This window comes from Oceanobacillus rekensis, from assembly GCF_002153375.1.
Classification (GTDB): Bacteria; Bacillota; Bacilli; order Bacillales; family Amphibacillaceae; genus Oceanobacillus; species Oceanobacillus rekensis.
In genome coordinates, this window is record NZ_MTBQ01000003.1 from 686,550 (window position 1) to 702,519 (window position 15,970).

Annotated in this window: 24 protein-coding genes and 1 pseudogene; 5 read left to right on the top strand and 20 right to left on the bottom strand. The window is 33.8% G+C overall.

The window, feature by feature from the left end; genetic code table 11:
- Positions 1-9 precede the first annotated feature (9 nt).
- Positions 10-174 carry a hypothetical protein gene (locus BV906_RS19480; protein WP_176330318.1) on the top strand — a complete coding sequence of 55 codons (165 nt, stop codon included), beginning with the start codon at positions 10-12 and terminating at the stop codon, positions 172-174.
- Positions 175-189: 15 nt separating this feature from the next.
- Here BV906_RS19480 and BV906_RS19485 read toward each other — a convergent pair whose 3' ends face one another.
- Complete coding sequence (locus tag BV906_RS19485) at positions 190-348, bottom strand: hypothetical protein (RefSeq protein WP_176330319.1); 159 nt, start codon at positions 346-348, stop codon at positions 190-192.
- Positions 349-553: 205 nt separating this feature from the next.
- Positions 554-1,192: a YczE/YyaS/YitT family protein gene (locus BV906_RS10815; protein ID WP_087973517.1), complete on the bottom strand. Its 639-nt coding sequence runs from the start codon at positions 1,190-1,192 to the stop codon at positions 554-556.
- A gap of 492 nt (positions 1,193-1,684) precedes the next feature.
- Here BV906_RS10815 and BV906_RS20265 point away from each other — a divergent pair.
- Positions 1,685-1,853 (top strand): annotated as a pseudogene (locus tag BV906_RS20265) (purine-cytosine permease family protein); the annotation flags it as partial.
- Between the two features lie 269 nt (positions 1,854-2,122).
- Complete coding sequence (gene uvsE, locus BV906_RS10825; RefSeq protein WP_087973518.1) at positions 2,123-3,088, top strand: UV DNA damage repair endonuclease UvsE; 966 nt, start codon at positions 2,123-2,125, stop codon at positions 3,086-3,088.
- Between the two features lie 81 nt (positions 3,089-3,169).
- On the opposite strand, the gene BV906_RS10830 is transcribed toward uvsE, so the two are convergent.
- From BV906_RS10830 to BV906_RS10855, 6 genes are all read right to left on the bottom strand, one after another.
- Positions 3,170-3,625 (bottom strand): YrvL family regulatory protein, encoded by a 456-nt coding sequence (locus tag BV906_RS10830; RefSeq protein ID WP_087973519.1) that lies wholly within the window; start codon positions 3,623-3,625, stop codon positions 3,170-3,172.
- 136 nt (positions 3,626-3,761) lie between these two features.
- Positions 3,762-4,337, bottom strand: coding sequence for a hypothetical protein (locus BV906_RS10835; RefSeq protein ID WP_087973520.1), 576 nt, complete (start codon positions 4,335-4,337; stop codon positions 3,762-3,764).
- 264 nt (positions 4,338-4,601) lie between these two features.
- Positions 4,602-5,006, bottom strand: coding sequence for a hypothetical protein (locus BV906_RS10840; RefSeq protein WP_087973521.1), 405 nt, complete (start codon positions 5,004-5,006; stop codon positions 4,602-4,604).
- Positions 5,007-5,145: 139 nt separating this feature from the next.
- Positions 5,146-5,571 (bottom strand): RDD family protein, encoded by a 426-nt coding sequence (locus tag BV906_RS10845; protein ID WP_087973522.1) that lies wholly within the window; start codon positions 5,569-5,571, stop codon positions 5,146-5,148.
- A 406-nt stretch (positions 5,572-5,977) separates the two neighbouring features.
- A complete protein-coding gene (locus BV906_RS10850) occupies positions 5,978-6,172 on the bottom strand; it encodes a hypothetical protein (protein ID WP_140321983.1) in 195 nt (64 codons plus the stop codon).
- A 272-nt stretch (positions 6,173-6,444) separates the two neighbouring features.
- On the bottom strand, positions 6,445-6,639 hold the full coding sequence (locus tag BV906_RS10855; RefSeq protein WP_087973524.1) for a hypothetical protein: 195 nt from the start codon (positions 6,637-6,639) through the stop codon (positions 6,445-6,447).
- A gap of 288 nt (positions 6,640-6,927) precedes the next feature.
- Between BV906_RS10855 and BV906_RS10860 the strand changes: the two genes are divergently transcribed.
- On the top strand, positions 6,928-8,109 hold the full coding sequence (locus tag BV906_RS10860; RefSeq protein WP_087973525.1) for a uroporphyrinogen decarboxylase/cobalamine-independent methonine synthase family protein: 1,182 nt from the start codon (positions 6,928-6,930) through the stop codon (positions 8,107-8,109).
- 364 nt (positions 8,110-8,473) lie between these two features.
- Here BV906_RS10860 and BV906_RS10865 read toward each other — a convergent pair whose 3' ends face one another.
- The 5 genes from BV906_RS10865 to BV906_RS10885 form a co-directional block, all read right to left on the bottom strand.
- Positions 8,474-8,935 (bottom strand): hypothetical protein, encoded by a 462-nt coding sequence (locus BV906_RS10865; protein ID WP_087973526.1) that lies wholly within the window; start codon positions 8,933-8,935, stop codon positions 8,474-8,476.
- A gap of 94 nt (positions 8,936-9,029) precedes the next feature.
- A complete protein-coding gene (locus BV906_RS10870) occupies positions 9,030-10,064 on the bottom strand; it encodes an anti sigma factor C-terminal domain-containing protein (RefSeq protein ID WP_087973527.1) in 1,035 nt (344 codons plus the stop codon).
- Positions 10,057-10,566 carry an RNA polymerase sigma factor gene (locus tag BV906_RS10875; protein ID WP_176330320.1) on the bottom strand — a complete coding sequence of 170 codons (510 nt, stop codon included), beginning with the start codon at positions 10,564-10,566 and terminating at the stop codon, positions 10,057-10,059. Before BV906_RS10875 ends, BV906_RS10870 begins: the two co-directional genes overlap by 8 nt.
- A gap of 243 nt (positions 10,567-10,809) precedes the next feature.
- The gene (locus BV906_RS10880; protein ID WP_087973529.1) at positions 10,810-11,337 is read right to left on the bottom strand and encodes a GrpB family protein; all 528 of its coding nucleotides are present in this window, start codon (positions 11,335-11,337) and stop codon (positions 10,810-10,812) included.
- A gap of 100 nt (positions 11,338-11,437) precedes the next feature.
- Positions 11,438-12,049, bottom strand: a complete 612-nt coding sequence (locus BV906_RS10885; RefSeq protein WP_140321984.1) for a hypothetical protein — start codon at positions 12,047-12,049, stop codon at positions 11,438-11,440.
- Positions 12,050-12,253: 204 nt separating this feature from the next.
- Between BV906_RS10885 and BV906_RS10890 the strand changes: the two genes are divergently transcribed.
- Positions 12,254-13,093, top strand: coding sequence for a tyrosine-type recombinase/integrase (locus tag BV906_RS10890; RefSeq protein WP_087973531.1), 840 nt, complete (start codon positions 12,254-12,256; stop codon positions 13,091-13,093).
- Between the two features lie 63 nt (positions 13,094-13,156).
- On the opposite strand, the gene BV906_RS10895 is transcribed toward BV906_RS10890, so the two are convergent.
- The 7 genes from BV906_RS10895 to BV906_RS10925 form a co-directional block, all read right to left on the bottom strand.
- On the bottom strand, positions 13,157-13,507 hold the full coding sequence (locus BV906_RS10895) for a VOC family protein (RefSeq protein WP_087973532.1): 351 nt from the start codon (positions 13,505-13,507) through the stop codon (positions 13,157-13,159).
- Positions 13,508-13,640: 133 nt separating this feature from the next.
- A complete protein-coding gene (locus BV906_RS10900) occupies positions 13,641-14,144 on the bottom strand; it encodes a hypothetical protein (protein ID WP_087973533.1) in 504 nt (167 codons plus the stop codon).
- A gap of 126 nt (positions 14,145-14,270) precedes the next feature.
- Positions 14,271-14,558 (bottom strand): hypothetical protein, encoded by a 288-nt coding sequence (locus tag BV906_RS10905; RefSeq protein WP_087973534.1) that lies wholly within the window; start codon positions 14,556-14,558, stop codon positions 14,271-14,273.
- Between the two features lie 140 nt (positions 14,559-14,698).
- Positions 14,699-14,953 carry a hypothetical protein gene (locus tag BV906_RS10910; protein ID WP_087973535.1) on the bottom strand — a complete coding sequence of 85 codons (255 nt, stop codon included), beginning with the start codon at positions 14,951-14,953 and terminating at the stop codon, positions 14,699-14,701.
- A 107-nt stretch (positions 14,954-15,060) separates the two neighbouring features.
- A complete protein-coding gene (locus BV906_RS10915; RefSeq protein WP_087973536.1) occupies positions 15,061-15,249 on the bottom strand; it encodes a hypothetical protein in 189 nt (62 codons plus the stop codon).
- A 109-nt stretch (positions 15,250-15,358) separates the two neighbouring features.
- Positions 15,359-15,547, bottom strand: a complete 189-nt coding sequence (locus BV906_RS10920; protein ID WP_087973537.1) for a hypothetical protein — start codon at positions 15,545-15,547, stop codon at positions 15,359-15,361.
- A gap of 125 nt (positions 15,548-15,672) precedes the next feature.
- On the bottom strand, positions 15,673-15,970 hold a 298-nt coding region (locus BV906_RS10925; RefSeq protein ID WP_176330321.1), incomplete at its 5' end, for an HAD family hydrolase.

A 15,970-nucleotide genomic window follows, 5' to 3' on the forward strand; every position in this document is an offset into this window, starting at 1 on the left:
TCCTTAGAAATGAAAGAGGTGGATGGCTTGAATGGTAAGGCAATTATTCTAATAATTATAATCGGTACACTGGCAGCACTTATATTAGCCTGGTTCTGGATGGAGAATATTATTGAAGATTATGATGTGGACCGTAAAGCAATAACTGACGAGATAAATTATCTAATTTCATGATGAAAACCGGGGAGTTTAATTATTCCTTGGCTTTTTGTCATATCGCAAAACGCCATTTTTCATAAAGTATCTTTTCAAAAATACAATTCTAACCTTATCTGTAGCAATATGATGAAGGATATCCCCCGCTCGGTTACATTCTCCCAATCTAGTTTCTGAAGCTTGTAATTTCATAAATTAGTCACTCCCCATTTATATGATTACCATGCATTCTAACATAGAAATAAAATTACTTCAGAAGGCAAAAATCAAGAATAGACATCAATACACCCTAAAAAACAGAACTTTCTCCATGATAAAATTACGTTTCCTACAAAGAATATCGCTTTACATTTCAATTTTAGGTAAAAAAAAATAGACAGGCAATGCCTATCTATTTTTATGCTCCACGTTCGCTCGTTCGATTATTCGTATAATCCATCTTCAACACAAATTTGCCGCATCTCAAATAAATAAATTGAAAGATTGGACTTTGTATGAAAGTAAAAATGAATGTAAAGATGAACACTGGTCCACCAATAAGAAGACCAATAACAAGTACAATACTCTCTGTAATGATCCGTACCCTTCCAACAGGCGCACCTAATTTATCAGCGAGGGAAAGCATAAACCCATCCCTTGGACCTGAACCAACACCAGCAGCATTATACATACCGCCACCAAAGCCCATTACAATAATTCCTAAAATCATGAAAGGAATATCCACCCATGTATTGGTTGCAACCGGAAGAAAACCCAGCCACATATAAAAATCCACAAATGCCCCGACCAATATAGCATTGGCAAAGGTCCCTATTTTGATATACCTTTTATCAAAAAGCCACGAAATGACAATCAAAATTAATGAAATAATAATATTCCATGATCCAATGGATAAACCAAATTTCTCAAAGAATGCAACATTCAACACATCCCACGGGTGAATCCCCAAATGCTGCATGTTTATCGTCATTGTAATACCCAAACTGAAGATCATGATGCCTACCATATAGAAGGACCAACGAAACTTATAATTCAATAGTAACTACCTCTTTCTAGATGTTCGTAAAAATACAGGTCAAAACCCAACACTTTGATTCATTCCATTCTGGTAAGGAGATTTAAATGAAACTATCTTTACTTGTGCCTGACTATAGTAAATATAGTCATAATAAAATAAAGTAGGAATATTACTTTAAGCTGTATTATATCATAATAGTTGCATGTCCATATTAGATATATCGAATCCCATCAGAGAACTCAGTGGTTACATTAAAGATAGATTTTTTATATGACTTCCCCTTTTCACTAAGGGATTAGGGTCAGGTTCACTGTCTTAGACTGTAAGAGTGAGTTAATATATGTAAAAGATCTGAGTTTAAGAACATGGACAGTGTACCAGTCCCCTTGTCCTGCCCTACATACATAAAAAATAAGAATCAAGGGGAATTTAAATGCGAACACAGCAAGTTCAAAAAAATCGGCATGATTAATAACATTGTAATTTATTATATTTACCTGCCAAACGCGAATGAATGCCAATTTATTATCGAGGGGTGGCGATTTGACTATATCGGTGCATCTTTAACCACATTTATTTACGCCACAAACTTTAGGAGGGACTTATCCTGGTCACTGCAGTCGACCATTTTCTACCCGTTATACCGGAATGGGTGCTAATACTATTTTTTGGTACCGTATTTAAAATGATAGGCTGATTACCCATGCGCGGTTAATCAGAGAATAGGATGAATATTTGATTCGTCTATATAGAAAATGCATGAGGGTTACAGATGCAAATCAACCAAACACTTTAACTTTTGCACGACACTCCGCTTCTTAAAAAAGACAGGCTGGAAAAGTTAAATTTTATAACAACACCACTTTTGGAAAGTCAAACGTATTTTAGGTTCATTTGTGGAAAGATAACCACTGCAACAAAGTAAATAAAACGGATGAGGTGGAATATATGACGATTGTACGACTTGGTTATGTCGCAATGAGTATGGAACTTAAAAATGCATCCCCATCGCAAAAAATGACGTTTACCCAATTCAATAAAATTACTAATCGAGAAGCAGCCATTCGTAAATTAGAACGTATTGCACTATCGAATTTGCATAATACACTTAGACTGTTAAAACATAATGCAGGGTCTGGTATTCATTTTTACCGGCTAACCTCTCACCTTATTCCTTTAGCAAACCACGAAGAGCTCCTTGATTGGAATTATATGAAGCCATTAAAAGAATCGCTTCATGAGATTGGAGATTTCGCGAAAAAAAGTAGAATAAGAATTGATTTTCATCCGGACCACTTTGTTCTGATTAATTCAAAAGAAAAGCATATCTTGAAAAACTCAATACGTACATTAAAGCTGCATTACTTATTATTAAAGGGAATGGGAATTGACCCAACACATCGCTGTGTCATGCATGTTGGTGGCAATTATAAAGATACCGAAATGTCACTGGAACGGTTTGTTGATAATTGGATGGACGTCCCAAAAGTGATTCAAAAAATGATCATGCTTGAAAACGATGATACTTCCTTTACTTTAGAAGACACGCTTTACTTATGTGAAAAACTAGGTATTCCTCTCGCTTTCGATTATCATCACCATCTTGCCCATCACCAAGATCCAAATTGGGAAGCCAACTGGGATAGAGTTGTACAGACATGGAAGCATTCTCCGCTCCCAATAAAAATGCATATATCAAGTCCTAAGAGTATTAAAGCATTCCGCCATCATTCAGATTATATAGACATCGAAATGTTTTTTAAATTTCTTAAAGGAATAAGCGGTAGTGTTCCACAAATTGACTGTATGATTGAGGCGAAGAGGAAAGATGAGGCGCTTTTTAAATTAATGGATGAAGTGAGAACAAGGAAAGATGTTGAAATTATTGATGGCTCTTCTTTTTATTTAAAGTGATGGGGTCCACGGGGACAGGTTCATCGTCCGTCCCGTAGTTAACCTAAAACTAATTGGGACAAACCTGTCCCCATGGTCCTTCTAAGATTCATTCTTATTTTCTTTCTCTTCGAATGCCATTTCAAGTAAAGTCAGTAATATCGCAACTATAAACCCTGTTCTCAAAGTGAATGTAATACTGCTCATAAACACATCTACTATAAAAAGACATAACCAATTTGATAGACTTTGAATACTAAACTGGATAAACAAAACCTCAAATTTCCCAGTTATTCTTTCTGTAATTAGACCAGAAATTGGTTTAGAAAACAGTTCGACAATAGAAGCCAGTATTAAAAAACTGACAACAAAAATACTTAAAGACCAAACAGAAGTATATTGAATACCTAGCAATTCAAAAATACCCGCCATTCCAAACAGGTACATCCCTATAATTAAACCTAATACCACGGCTATAAAGAGCGTAACTCCTACAACTGTTCCTACTTTTTGTTTCATATTCATATCACGAAATGAATCGTCATTATGTTCAGACATATAAATACAACTCTCCTTAAATCAAGAACAAAGGAATTTATTAAGCTAGTTTTATAAAATACTTATAGACCTACTTCAAGATAGTAGCCCATTGCGGCTCAATCATATCTAGGTAAAATCTAACGCACCATTTTGCTTAATAAATACTTAACTGTAATTTTGGGATTAACTCTTTGTAATTCACAAAATCTCTGATTGAAAGAACTGCAAAATAAGAAGAGGGTTCTAAATCAGCTAATAAACATTCGCCATAAATTAAACTAATATACAAATCCTTTTTAGGTTTAATTCCTTTTTCTAAAAGCGAGTTCGCTAATTCCGCATAAATTTCTTGTCCATAGCCGTCAATAGACCTTTCTATTGAAAAACGCCCAGCAAAACTACCCCACCATGATTTAAAGGATTGATATATTGCATTAAATTCATTTAAAGTATCATCATTTTTAACGAATAAGTTCTGATAATACAAGTTTTTCTCCTCCGTAAAAAATTTCAGGTCAACTATTGGTTGTTCAGAAATCTGCTTGGATACTTCAGCCCACAACTCTCTATAACGCATTTCAAAGTCTTTTCGAAACTCACACTTTGTCGGTATGTAAGGGAATTTCAATTCATTATTACCCTGATTTCCATTTAAAAATATATTTTGGATATAAACCAAAAAATTTAATGAATAGGAAGCTTCTGTTGTCATTAACAATGTATTTTTCATATCATACCTCCCTAATAATTATTTTACTTTCAAGTATTACAATAATAGAGACTTTATTCAATGCTTCTTCAACGAACATACGACTTTAGTATAAGAGCCATTAGAAAAGGTCCTAAAAGCATCATCTAAATCTCTCCTCTAAACTTAATACTACTATAATATTCAAAAATCTTTTAATAAAGTAAAAGACAATCGTTTTGAGATGATTGTCTTTTTTAACACCGCACCAGTTAGTTCAATCCAAGTGTACAAAAGTGACACGCTCTATTGTGTTAGTTGTTTATAATCTAACATTTCTATTTTGAAACCGTGGTCACACTCAATCTTTTCACTATCACAAGAAGGATAAATTCTTACTTTAACTAGATCCTCGGTAAATTTATGTGGGTTATCTTTTATATCTATTTTAATTTGCATAGATAGATCATAGGAATGATTATTGTTATAATCTATTCCAACAATTCTACTCAGTTGCCAACCAAAAGCATCTTCGCTCCCATACTTTTCAATAACTTTTTTATCTATAGTTGGAAATACTATGTCTTCAATTATATCCTCAGTTGTGACATAATCATCTTCAATATTGGATGCAGGTTCTGCTTGAACGCTTTGTAGAGAAGTAACAGCAAATAATAAAGCTCCTAATAAGAATAAGCAATTCTTAACCATTTACATTTCACCTCAATTATATTTTTGCCCCTTATTCTCTACAATTTGTCAGTTCTTATTAAGATTATCTACTCCAAAATGGGAAGGAAGCGATTACACATATGCCAGAATATCACCAGATAGTTGAAGTGCTTTACAATTAAGAGTTTATTGGTGGATCTGTTGTGACATATGTTTGTGCAATAAAATCGTGAATTGCACGCTTATCTTCCCTTATCCCTACCATAAAAGCACTTACAATCAATCCTATTCCTAAAGTCATAATATAGACAACGCCTGCTACAATATTCCTCAATACCATTGTGCCAATCCCAACTTTTCTACCATCTATTCTGACAATACGATTACCAGCCATTTTTCTTCCTAATGTGTACCCGTACCAGAAAATAGGCAATAACAAGTAATAGAGGAAACCCAATGAATCTGTAAGGTAATAATTGTCACCATCGTAAAATACCCCGTACAGAAGTTGTGATAAAGTTCCTGTTACCAAAAAAATAATAATGATATCTAAAAAACTTGCTAGAAATCTGTTCTGAAAACCTGCTGGATTTGTAATATACACATAAACTCCCCTATCGCTAAACGAAAGTTTTATTTTTTTATAACCCTTCTTCCAGAAACCTGCCTTTTTAAAGAGCTATATACAATATTAACAAAATATCCATAATATGTAATTAAAATATTCAAAATGCAAATTAGCAGATTGACTAAATGTCGATCAGCTTATTGTAGTAACAGTACCAGTTAGTCATATTAACTTTTCTTTTACTTTTTCTTATCATCAAAAAATCCAAATGCGACCCCAAAAGAAATAATTATTGCCAACACAAACATCCACACTTTTTAACCCCCTTTTAAAATTAAGTAAAAGTGTACCGATTGTTGAACACAAGTTAAACAACACTCTTAAACAAGCCTGCCATTTACCTCGTTAATGTTTCTTTCGCTAATGCACCAGTTTAGTGGAACTATTTTTTCTTTTTAAAGAAATGAGAACTAACCATTAGGATTATCCCTATTATGATTGATGATAAGGAAAAAGGATAGAAGACTTCTGGAATATCTTCTGCCATCACACCATTCTCATTAAAAAGGAATCCTGATATAAAAAATAGAAAACCTAACCAATAAATTACCTTCCCAAGCATAGTAAATTTTTTCATATGTTTTTTCATATTTAGTCACCATCCCACTTCATTTCAACTAAGTAAAAATCAACATTTTTATAATCAACTAATTATTTATATCTTCCTTCAAATACTATTTCAAATGTCTCTTCATTACTAAAATTTTTCGATTTAATTATGTTATGAATTTCATTTTTTATTTTGTTTTTCTTTTAAAGTTGTTTCTTTAATGGGCACTAAATAGATCACTTGAGTTGGAAAATCTTCAGCAAGAGATACAATGCCACTAAGTCCAAACATAGTCCCATCTAGTTTTTTCGTATGCTTTCTCCTAAGTCCCCTGTTCTATCTTCTAAATCATTATAATAGTCTATTGATATTTCTTTTTCATTCATCATTATAGTTTCTTTTGATGGATTTTTTTGATTCGCCTTTTCTTCGGATTTTGAATTAACATTACTTATTAGACCATATAATACAATCAGAATCGTGACAGCTATCAAAGCAACCCTCCCACCACTAAGAAGGTATGTCTAATATATACCAAAAATTATACTTTCTTCTTAAATTACCCAGTCCCGTTAATTGAACAAGAGTGAGTTCCCTAATATAAGTAATGCACCCGTTAGCAAAAATAAACCTTCATCTACCTAAAAGAATCCATCGAAAAGGAAAGAAGCTTGCTATAGGAAAAAGCTATGGCAAGCGATAGTCTCTAGGTGTTACACTATGGATGCGTTTTTATGTTAGGCTTTATTTAACAAAATTTTAAGGAATAGGAAGTTGATTAAATGTCAGGATCAGAACGTTTTTTACTTGTTGGTTCGCTCTTGCGACCAGATGAATTACAAACTTATAACCGCGAAATTGAAAGTCGAGATGATATAACTTATCCCTTCTATGATGACTTAGAAGGCTACGCAGAAACAGAAGGAATAACCGTTACAGAAGTTGTCAATAAGCAAATCGAAGCTGGTATTCCAGAAGTAACGGATGGAGAATTCCAACGTTCTATCTGGCACTTGGACTTTGTCTGGGGCTTGGATGGTGTGGAGCGTTCAATCAGTGATTCAGGTTGGAAGTTCCAAAATGATACGGATGGTTTTGAAGAAGGAACATTTGAAACTCGTAAAGATATCGACGTCAAAGTCGTAGCTCCTCTTCACTCTAACAACCATATTTTCATCGACCACTATAAACGTGTTCGTGAAGAAGCAGGGGATCATTCAGTTAAATTAACCATTCCATCACCTGGTCAAATTTATAACGAATTTGTGCGTTCAATGTCTGACGAGAACGGTTATTCAAACGATGTTTACCAAACGACAGAGGATCTTGGTGAAGGCTTGGTTCAAGCTTGGAAAGAATTCGTAGACGAGTATACTGCTGTGGGTGGTGAAGTACTTCAGTTTGATGACTGTACTTGGGCACGCTTCTCTAAAGACAACCCAATTGGCTACTATACTCAAGATGGAGCTACTGACGAAACTGTTAAAGCGCAAGCAGAAAAGCTTGTTTCCTTAAACAATGCAGTAGTTGACTATGCCCATGAAAAAGGCTTAACAGTATATACTCATAACTGTCGTGGTAACTACGGCTCTCGTTATGCTATGGGTGGTTCTTACGAGCAAGTTGCTAACTACTTCTTAGCTAATCAAAACTATGACCGTTTCTATTTAGAGTGGGACGATGACCGTGCAGGGAACTTAGTAGCCTTAGAAGCTTTCAAAGATAAACCTGAAACAGAGGTAGTTATTGGGTTCTTATCATCGAAAAAATCTGGTCTAGCTGATAAAGAAGCTGTTTTGGCAGAGCTTGAAGAAGCAGCAAAATACATCCCTAAAGACAAACTATACCTCTCACACCAGTGTGGTTTCGCATCATGTGACGGCGGAAATGACCTTACTCACGAACAACAGTGGAATAAAATCAAACAAGGCCAAGAAATCGCCCAAGCATTCTGGGGCGAGTAGATGAAAAGTTAGTTCCAGACGGTCCCACCATTTTAACAAAAGAACGAAGCTCTATCGGAGTAAATATATAGAATAATAAGATAACAAAAAGAGTGCAGAAATCTGCACTCTTTTATCATCATTAATGATACGGTTCACCGTGACGTATCTAAGTGCGGTTTTTAATAATTGATTCTTATTTTTTATAACCTTTACGTATCTTTCTATTTGGCATTAAATTCATGTATGGTAGGGCAGTAAATTTCCTGTATACCCAAAAGACCTCCATCACACCACCAATGTATAAAATGATGTATATTTAAGGTCTTCTGATTATGGAGCTATTCAAGTAAAGCACCATATAGCTTAATAACACTCGCTAGAATTATTTTACTTTAATAACAAAATCGTAATAGGAACCTCCTAATGAATAACTCTCATCTTCAGAGTGCCATTCCGCTAAGAAATCATAATAATAAATACCTTCTTCTTTCGGAACAGTAAGTACATCATTTACTAGTTCATCTTTTACCCATTCTTGATCTGCGTTGAGCATTCTTGATACAGAAATACTAGATGGCTTCGGTTCATAATTAAATTGGATTTTAATTTTTTCACCTTTTTGAACTTGGAAAGGTACCTTTCCCTCTAGTATGTCAAGTGGTCCAGCATTGTCAACACAACCAGTATTCCAACAATAGGAGGCTCTTACAACTTCGATACTTTCTCCTCCAACACTGGCTATTGGCATTGGTGGTATATCACCTTTTAACTCTTTATCAGAGCATCCTCCTGAAAAAATAACTCCCACTATTACTAGTGAAAATAAAAATGCTCTTTTTTTCATTGCCTCACCCCTATATTTTCGATGCACAAAGTAAACGGTTTTTTAGCAAAAGGGCTTCTACCTTGTTCCACAATCGCCCGTTTGTTGAAATTTACTACTTAATTGAATCTGCTGTGACACCTAATACAGATGCACGAATCAAATCCGAATCATTTAATATTTTCAACTCTGCTGCTGTTCCCGTTACAACTACACCTAATACCTTTACACTGTCGGCAGAAAGAGTGGACGATTCCCCTTTAATATAGTTATAAATCCGTTGAAATTCTCCGAAATATTTCCCATCTTCTATACTGAATCCTGTTTTAATATCCTCAATAAATTCCTCTTCACTTTGAGAAGGGTTATCAGGGGTATTAGTCAAATGTTCAAATCCATATACTTGCGTAGCTAATTCTGGAAAAGCTGGTATTTGATCAACTTCATTATCTATTTCTTCTATCACATCTAGATTAGTGTACGTATCTGCCCAATACCATTCGAGTGTGACATTCTCTGGAATGAAATTACGTACTTCTTCTGGTGTAAATTTTTCTTCAAATGATATGGCCATTTCAACTTGAGTTTCATCGGTAAAATTATTTAAGTTATTCAAGTCATCCCTTACACTATTGTATGTGACTTCTGGATGATAAAATTGCATTATCCTTTGTTTAGTATCACGATCATAATACCTTTCTTGACCATCTTTCTCGTCTGTTAACTGAATCGGTGTGTGGTCTCCTGTTAAACGACTGACTCCACCAAAGATACTATACGTAGCCACTTCATCGCTCCAGTTAACTGGAATTCCCTCAATCTCTTTATATCGTTCAAAAATTAAGATCCCCTCGAAAAGTCCATTTCCCATATTTTGAACACCTAACTCCTCAACGTTCGGATCAGTTATTCTGCTAAATAGTTCAACATCTCGCATTGCATTCTCTTGATTCCATCTCATAATGGATAGCCAAGAAAAACCCAAAACGATCACTAAGAATGATACAACAAATAACGTAATAACAATGTTACGGAGAATGGTTATCATTTTAGCTTTTCTAACTGTTCTTTTAAATGTATTGTTATTTAAATTGCCACGAAAAAGTTCATTTAGTTCCTTTTCCTTTTCACTTTCTTTATGATCAGTCATTTTTTATTTGCTCCCTTCTGAACTTTTGTTTAAACGATTTCCTAGCACGAAATAAATACGTTTTTAACGTACCTATGTTTAAATCCAACATTTCAGCAATCTCTTGATAACTTAACTCCAGATCGTATTTTAACAGTAATAATTGCTTGTAAAGGGGAGTTAATTGGTCAAGTACATCTTGGATTTCCTTTCTCAGTTCATCTTGCTCAATATGGTCTTCCGGCAAAATAGAATCATCAACTAGCTCGAAGTTTTCAAAAGATACCTGAACTTTTCTTTTCTGCTCCCTACATATGTCATAATATTTATTAAGTGAAACACGGAAAAGCCAACTGTATGCCTTTTTAGAATCAACTGAATCCATATATAAAATAAATTTATATAATGCCTCTTGTATGATATCTTCAGCATCACGAGGATCAGCTCCAATTTTTAACAAATACTTAAAGATGATCTCGGTTTTTTCTTGCAAAATTTCTTGCAGATCTGCATTTAATTTCAACAACTCCCCTCCCTTCCACTTATTAAACGTTTTCTATTATAAAAAGTGAACATAAATAAGTGAAATAAATGGAAAAACTTAATTTTAACAGAAAAAAATGATGAAATTCCTTAGAATTGCACCATTAACTTATTAACAATGTATTAATGCTTAGGTTAACTACATACCTCCTGACAAAAGTTATATCTCTATTCAACTAATGCACCCGTTACTTCAATAAAACTTTACTCTGTTCATCAGCATTTACTGAATGATTTCTAATTTTTTATACCAGTCCAATGCTTTTTCTTCAATGTCTTGAACAAGACTGGCTTTACCATTTATATACGATTCAATATCATTAGGAAATTGTTGTGACAATTTTTCTTTCAGATCACCATAACTATTCTTTACATCTTGATGATTTCGTAGGTAATCTCTAAAAGCTAAGTGGCGTTCTATTTCATAACTTCCAACCTGATAAATATGAACGTGATGTGAGCGATTGTTTCCACCTTTTTGAAAGTATCTTCGTTTAGGTATCCCATTCTCACCTTTAGGTTCATATCCAATTGCCTGCATCTCTTTATTGTATTTATCTATAAGGTCAATGTCTTTAACGACAGGCATAATGTCTATTATTGGTTTAGCTTTTAGCCCTTGAACTGATGTACTACCAATATGATGAATATATATGATTTCATTTTCAAAAATAAGTTTAAGTTTTTCAACTTCTTCGGCAAACATTAAAGGCCATTTTTCATTATATGAACACACTTCGACCTTTCTCAAAGAACCGTCCCCTTTCTTCAAATAAACTTGCCCTTTCTTTCAATAACAACGAAGGTGCGATCTCTTTCTTGAAGAAACGCACCAAATAGTTGAAGAAAATCTAAATCTCAAATTCAATTTCTGCATCTTCACCCACTGAATTACCATTTTGATCAATAGGTGCTTTTACGTGAACTTTAATAAATTCTATCTCTTCAATCTTGAATCCCTTTATAGGAAAGACAAAAGAAAAAGTGTTGGGATTATCTTCAAGGTATCCATCTGTTATAAAACCACTTAAGTTCTTATAAGGTTTCTCAAATTGATCATCCATATTTGTTGCTAAAGATATATGGCTATTATCAAATGTTAGACCTTCAATACTATCCGTCGTTGTAAATTTAACCAGTAAATTTACAAATTCCTGTTCTTCATCTTCATATTCAATAATACCTTGATCATATGTTTCCATAATATTATCGGCATAATAATTACCACGAATTAACTCGGCTGATTCAATAGTAAGAGTAATAGGACCTACTTTGATTTTTTCAATATCTGTTGCTTGTTCTATACTATAAAATCTTCCAAAACTATACCAGGAACCTTCATGATTTTCCTCAGGGCCGATTGGTTCTTCGGATTGCTTTTCTTTACTTTGCTCCTGGTTATTACTACATGAAACTAAAATAGATAAAAATACAAACATCATAATAAAAAATAACCTCTTCAAAAAAATCATTCCACCTTACCTTTATTTATTAAGTAAATCAGTTGGTTAACTAGATATAGCTTGTTGAACAAACCTGCCATTTGATTTAATAACAATTTAATTTTAACATTATCTACCAATTCGTTCACTCAAACTATTATAAATATTATTATATTCTGTAATTTGGTAATGCTGTTTAATAAAACCATATTGGAGTGAGTTAGATTGTTCCTAATCGACGCAGCAAAATCATATGAGACGGATAAGAAAATTGAGGGTTTTTCTCCTCAAACATTAAGTGCTTATAACCTTCAAGCTAAGTTATTATTTAATTATTTTGGAAACATCAAAATGATTGACATAACGACTCAGCATCTAAAAGGCTATTTAGCCGAATCAAGCAACGATTTGATGCCATCAAGTTTATCTCATCGTATTAGATTTATCCGTTCATTGTTTCGGTGGTCACACGAGGAAGGAATTATTGAAATAAATCCTGCTAGTAAAATAAAGGAACCTAAAATTGGTAAACGTATTCCAAAATTTCTTACCGAAAGAGAAATAGAGTTTCTAAGGGATGCGTGTTTATCTCCAATGGAAAAAGCGTTATTTGAGTTTATGTTTTCAACAGGGTGTCGTATTGGTGAAATTGTTTCATTGAATCGAAATAGTATTAATTGGGGAAACCAGTCAGCAATTGTTCGTGGTAAGGGTGATAAGGAAAGAGAGGTATATTTCAATATTCGCTGCGACATTTGGCTAAAGAAATACTTAGATATTAGAAATGACCGTGATCCTGCTATATTTGTAACAGAACGATCCCCACATAGAATGAGTATTGCTCAAATGAGATACATAATTAAACGTATTTCAAATCGTGCTGGAATTAATAAAACCATTCATCCTCATCAATTAAGACACAGTTATGCTACTCATCTCTTGAATAAGGGTGCTCCACTTGAAGTTATCCAAAGTCTCCTAGGGCACGAGAAAAGCGAAACCACAAGAATCTATGCTCAATTAAGTGGAAGACTAAGGCAAGAGTTTTATAGAAAATATTTTTAGATTGTTGAAGAGCAACGCTCAAATGCGTTGCTCCTTTTTACTAACGCACCATTTAGCTTAATATTAACATTTGCATATCATTAAAATATTTCCATCAGGATCTTTGAAATTAAAATAATGATTATGTTCGATTTTTGTAATCAAATTAACATCCTTACTACTCATAAAATGAAATGCTTCTTCAATGTTTGTATTGAAGTGGAATGCTGGGTTTTTAAATACTCTATCCTCTGAATAAATCTTGCTATCTAACACAATCCCTGTACCTTCCATAGGTATAACGTAAAGATGACCAAACTGAATTTCTCCATCTGTTTTTAGCCCTAAAATATCGCAGTACCAATCTCTCGCTTTTTCTATGTTGCTTACTGGGATAAATACTGTTCCGATTTGTTTTAAAATAGGATTATCCATAAAAAGACCCCTTTAAATGAGCTTATTAAATATTCCACATATTTAATATAAATTCCTGCCCTTTAGTAAAAAAGACCCCATAAGACGATCTCATTGTTCTGTTAAAGCACCATATAGGTAAAGAGCTTTAATTTCAATTTTTAATTACAGGGACAACTTCTAACGACGTAAATGGTTGTCGATGAATAGCGTAAAATAATTTAGAGTCATCAAAAACCTCTAGTTCTCTTTCAGCTCCATCTCCTAACAGCTTCATTTTTTGAATAGTGTTATCAAAAGCTTTTCCGTATAACACGGATACCTCTAATCCTGTTTTTGTTTCAAAGTCGAAACCATTAGTAGTATAAGGTATATCTCCTTCAACATCAAAATCAAAATATGGTTCACTTCTAAACCAACTAAATCCTTTTTCATTTTCAGTAATACTCGCTACACCAAATGAACCTGCGTGTTCAAAAAAAGCAATTGTTTCCCCTTTGAACTCTTCAACGGATAAAACTGCCGATTCGTCGGTTCCCTCTTGTTCTAACCCATATTCAATGGCTTGCTCTTTAGTATCATACCAATCAGAATTACCTTTTTGATTACATCCCACTAATATTAATAAAATGATGCTACCAAGAAAAACTTTCCTCAAAGAATCACTCCCTAATCTTGATATACTGTGACTAAAAAATAGTTTTCTTTATTTAAACTTACCTGCGTCAAAAGTTAAACAAGGGCGCAATTCCTAATTCAAGAAAGCACCAAATAGCGGAAGAAGTTACAAAACTTCTTCTGTTGCTTCTTTTTTAAATATCCCAACAAATAACATAACAAGTCCTACGATGAAACCTATGGGAAATAGGATCCACATAATCATTGACGCCCAACCACTTCCTACGATAGCTGCGTATGTTAGCCCAATCGCGAAAGATAAGGCTGGGGAAATTGACACCATAAGAGCGAAGCCCCATACCCTATATTTTCTCTTTTTCGACTTTCCTTCACCAAACTGATAAGCCAAAACTGCTCCAAGAACTGCTATTGCATACCCAACGACAATTGCCATTTTAATCCCCCTTTATAAATCTTAAGTTCTCCATCTGAAAGGAACCGGCCCTGTAACCGTCATACCTTTGTTCAAGTAATGCACCAAATAGTGCAAAAGAGAGGAGCTTCTATTAGCTGGTTTAGTTTAAGTGTAATCATTCACGATTTATCACAGGGGAGCCATTCTTTAGGTTGCTTTTCCTTTGCTAAAATAAAGTATATCCCAAGAATAAAAGTAATTATTAAAATGACACAAATTGCCCAGTACATCGAAGGATAGTTATATGAAACTGTTGTAACTCCCGTATCCATATTTGTTATTTTTTCTTCAACAGGAAAATAAATATTATCTAAATTTAGGTATGTTAATATAGCTGTAAGAGTTAGAAATATCCCTACTGTAAGTTTTATCATTTTCACCTCCACCCACACTCTACTATATACGTTTTAGATCAAAAACGAATCCCTTTTTTAGTAATGCACCATCTATTTCAAAATGAAACCACTGATATTCGTTGGTTCTATTCTTCAGCTTTTTTTATAGCCTTCTTTATTCCTGATATAGTCAGAAAACCTATGAGACCAGTTATAATCAAAGTTACAGTAGTATCCCAATCTACAACTTCGCCCAGCAATAAACTCTTTGCAAATGCTACTAAAATCACGACAATAACCCAAGGCACCCAAAATTTCAATATACTTTTAATCACGAACTCACCTCTAAAGACTAGCTTAGATCTATTGTTTAACTCTACTGCCAGTTATTAAAAAACCGCCGCCACTTATTGTAGTAACGCACCCGTTAGTGAAAGGAAAGCTTCATTCATCTTTATTATCTCGTATGAATTTTCCAATAGTATAATAAGTCAGAAGTGTTACAACTACTATCATAACAGCCCATATAATGGATTTCCCCAATTGTTCATCCCAGACAAAATAATAAGCAAGTATAAAAAGACCGAAAATAATTGCAATTTGAAAGATGAGATAGAAAATTCTTTTCCCCAAATTCATCCCCGCCCTTTCATTTATTGCACATTTTTGAATTAAGTTTAAATATTTTACTAACCTGCCAGTTACTAAATAGATCCTCACTACTTATTGTAGTAACGCACCAGTTATTGAAAGAAGAACTATACTTGGATTGGTCTATATTTCTTTGAAAGAGTAAGTATTTTTTCTGCGATTTCCTGTTCGTAATTCCCACTCAATGAAATAGTCTCTTTTGCAAAAGGAGCTAAATGCTCGTGGTAACCAATCATAATTGTATGTAATGCGTTTTCAAACATTGATATATCATTCGTATCGTTCCCAAAAGCAATATATGTATTTTCTTTTATTCCAAGAGTCTTTAATGCACTCCATTTATTTATCCCACTTGGGCTGATATCAAGTACATTCTCGTTACGATGCTTATTTACATATACATTA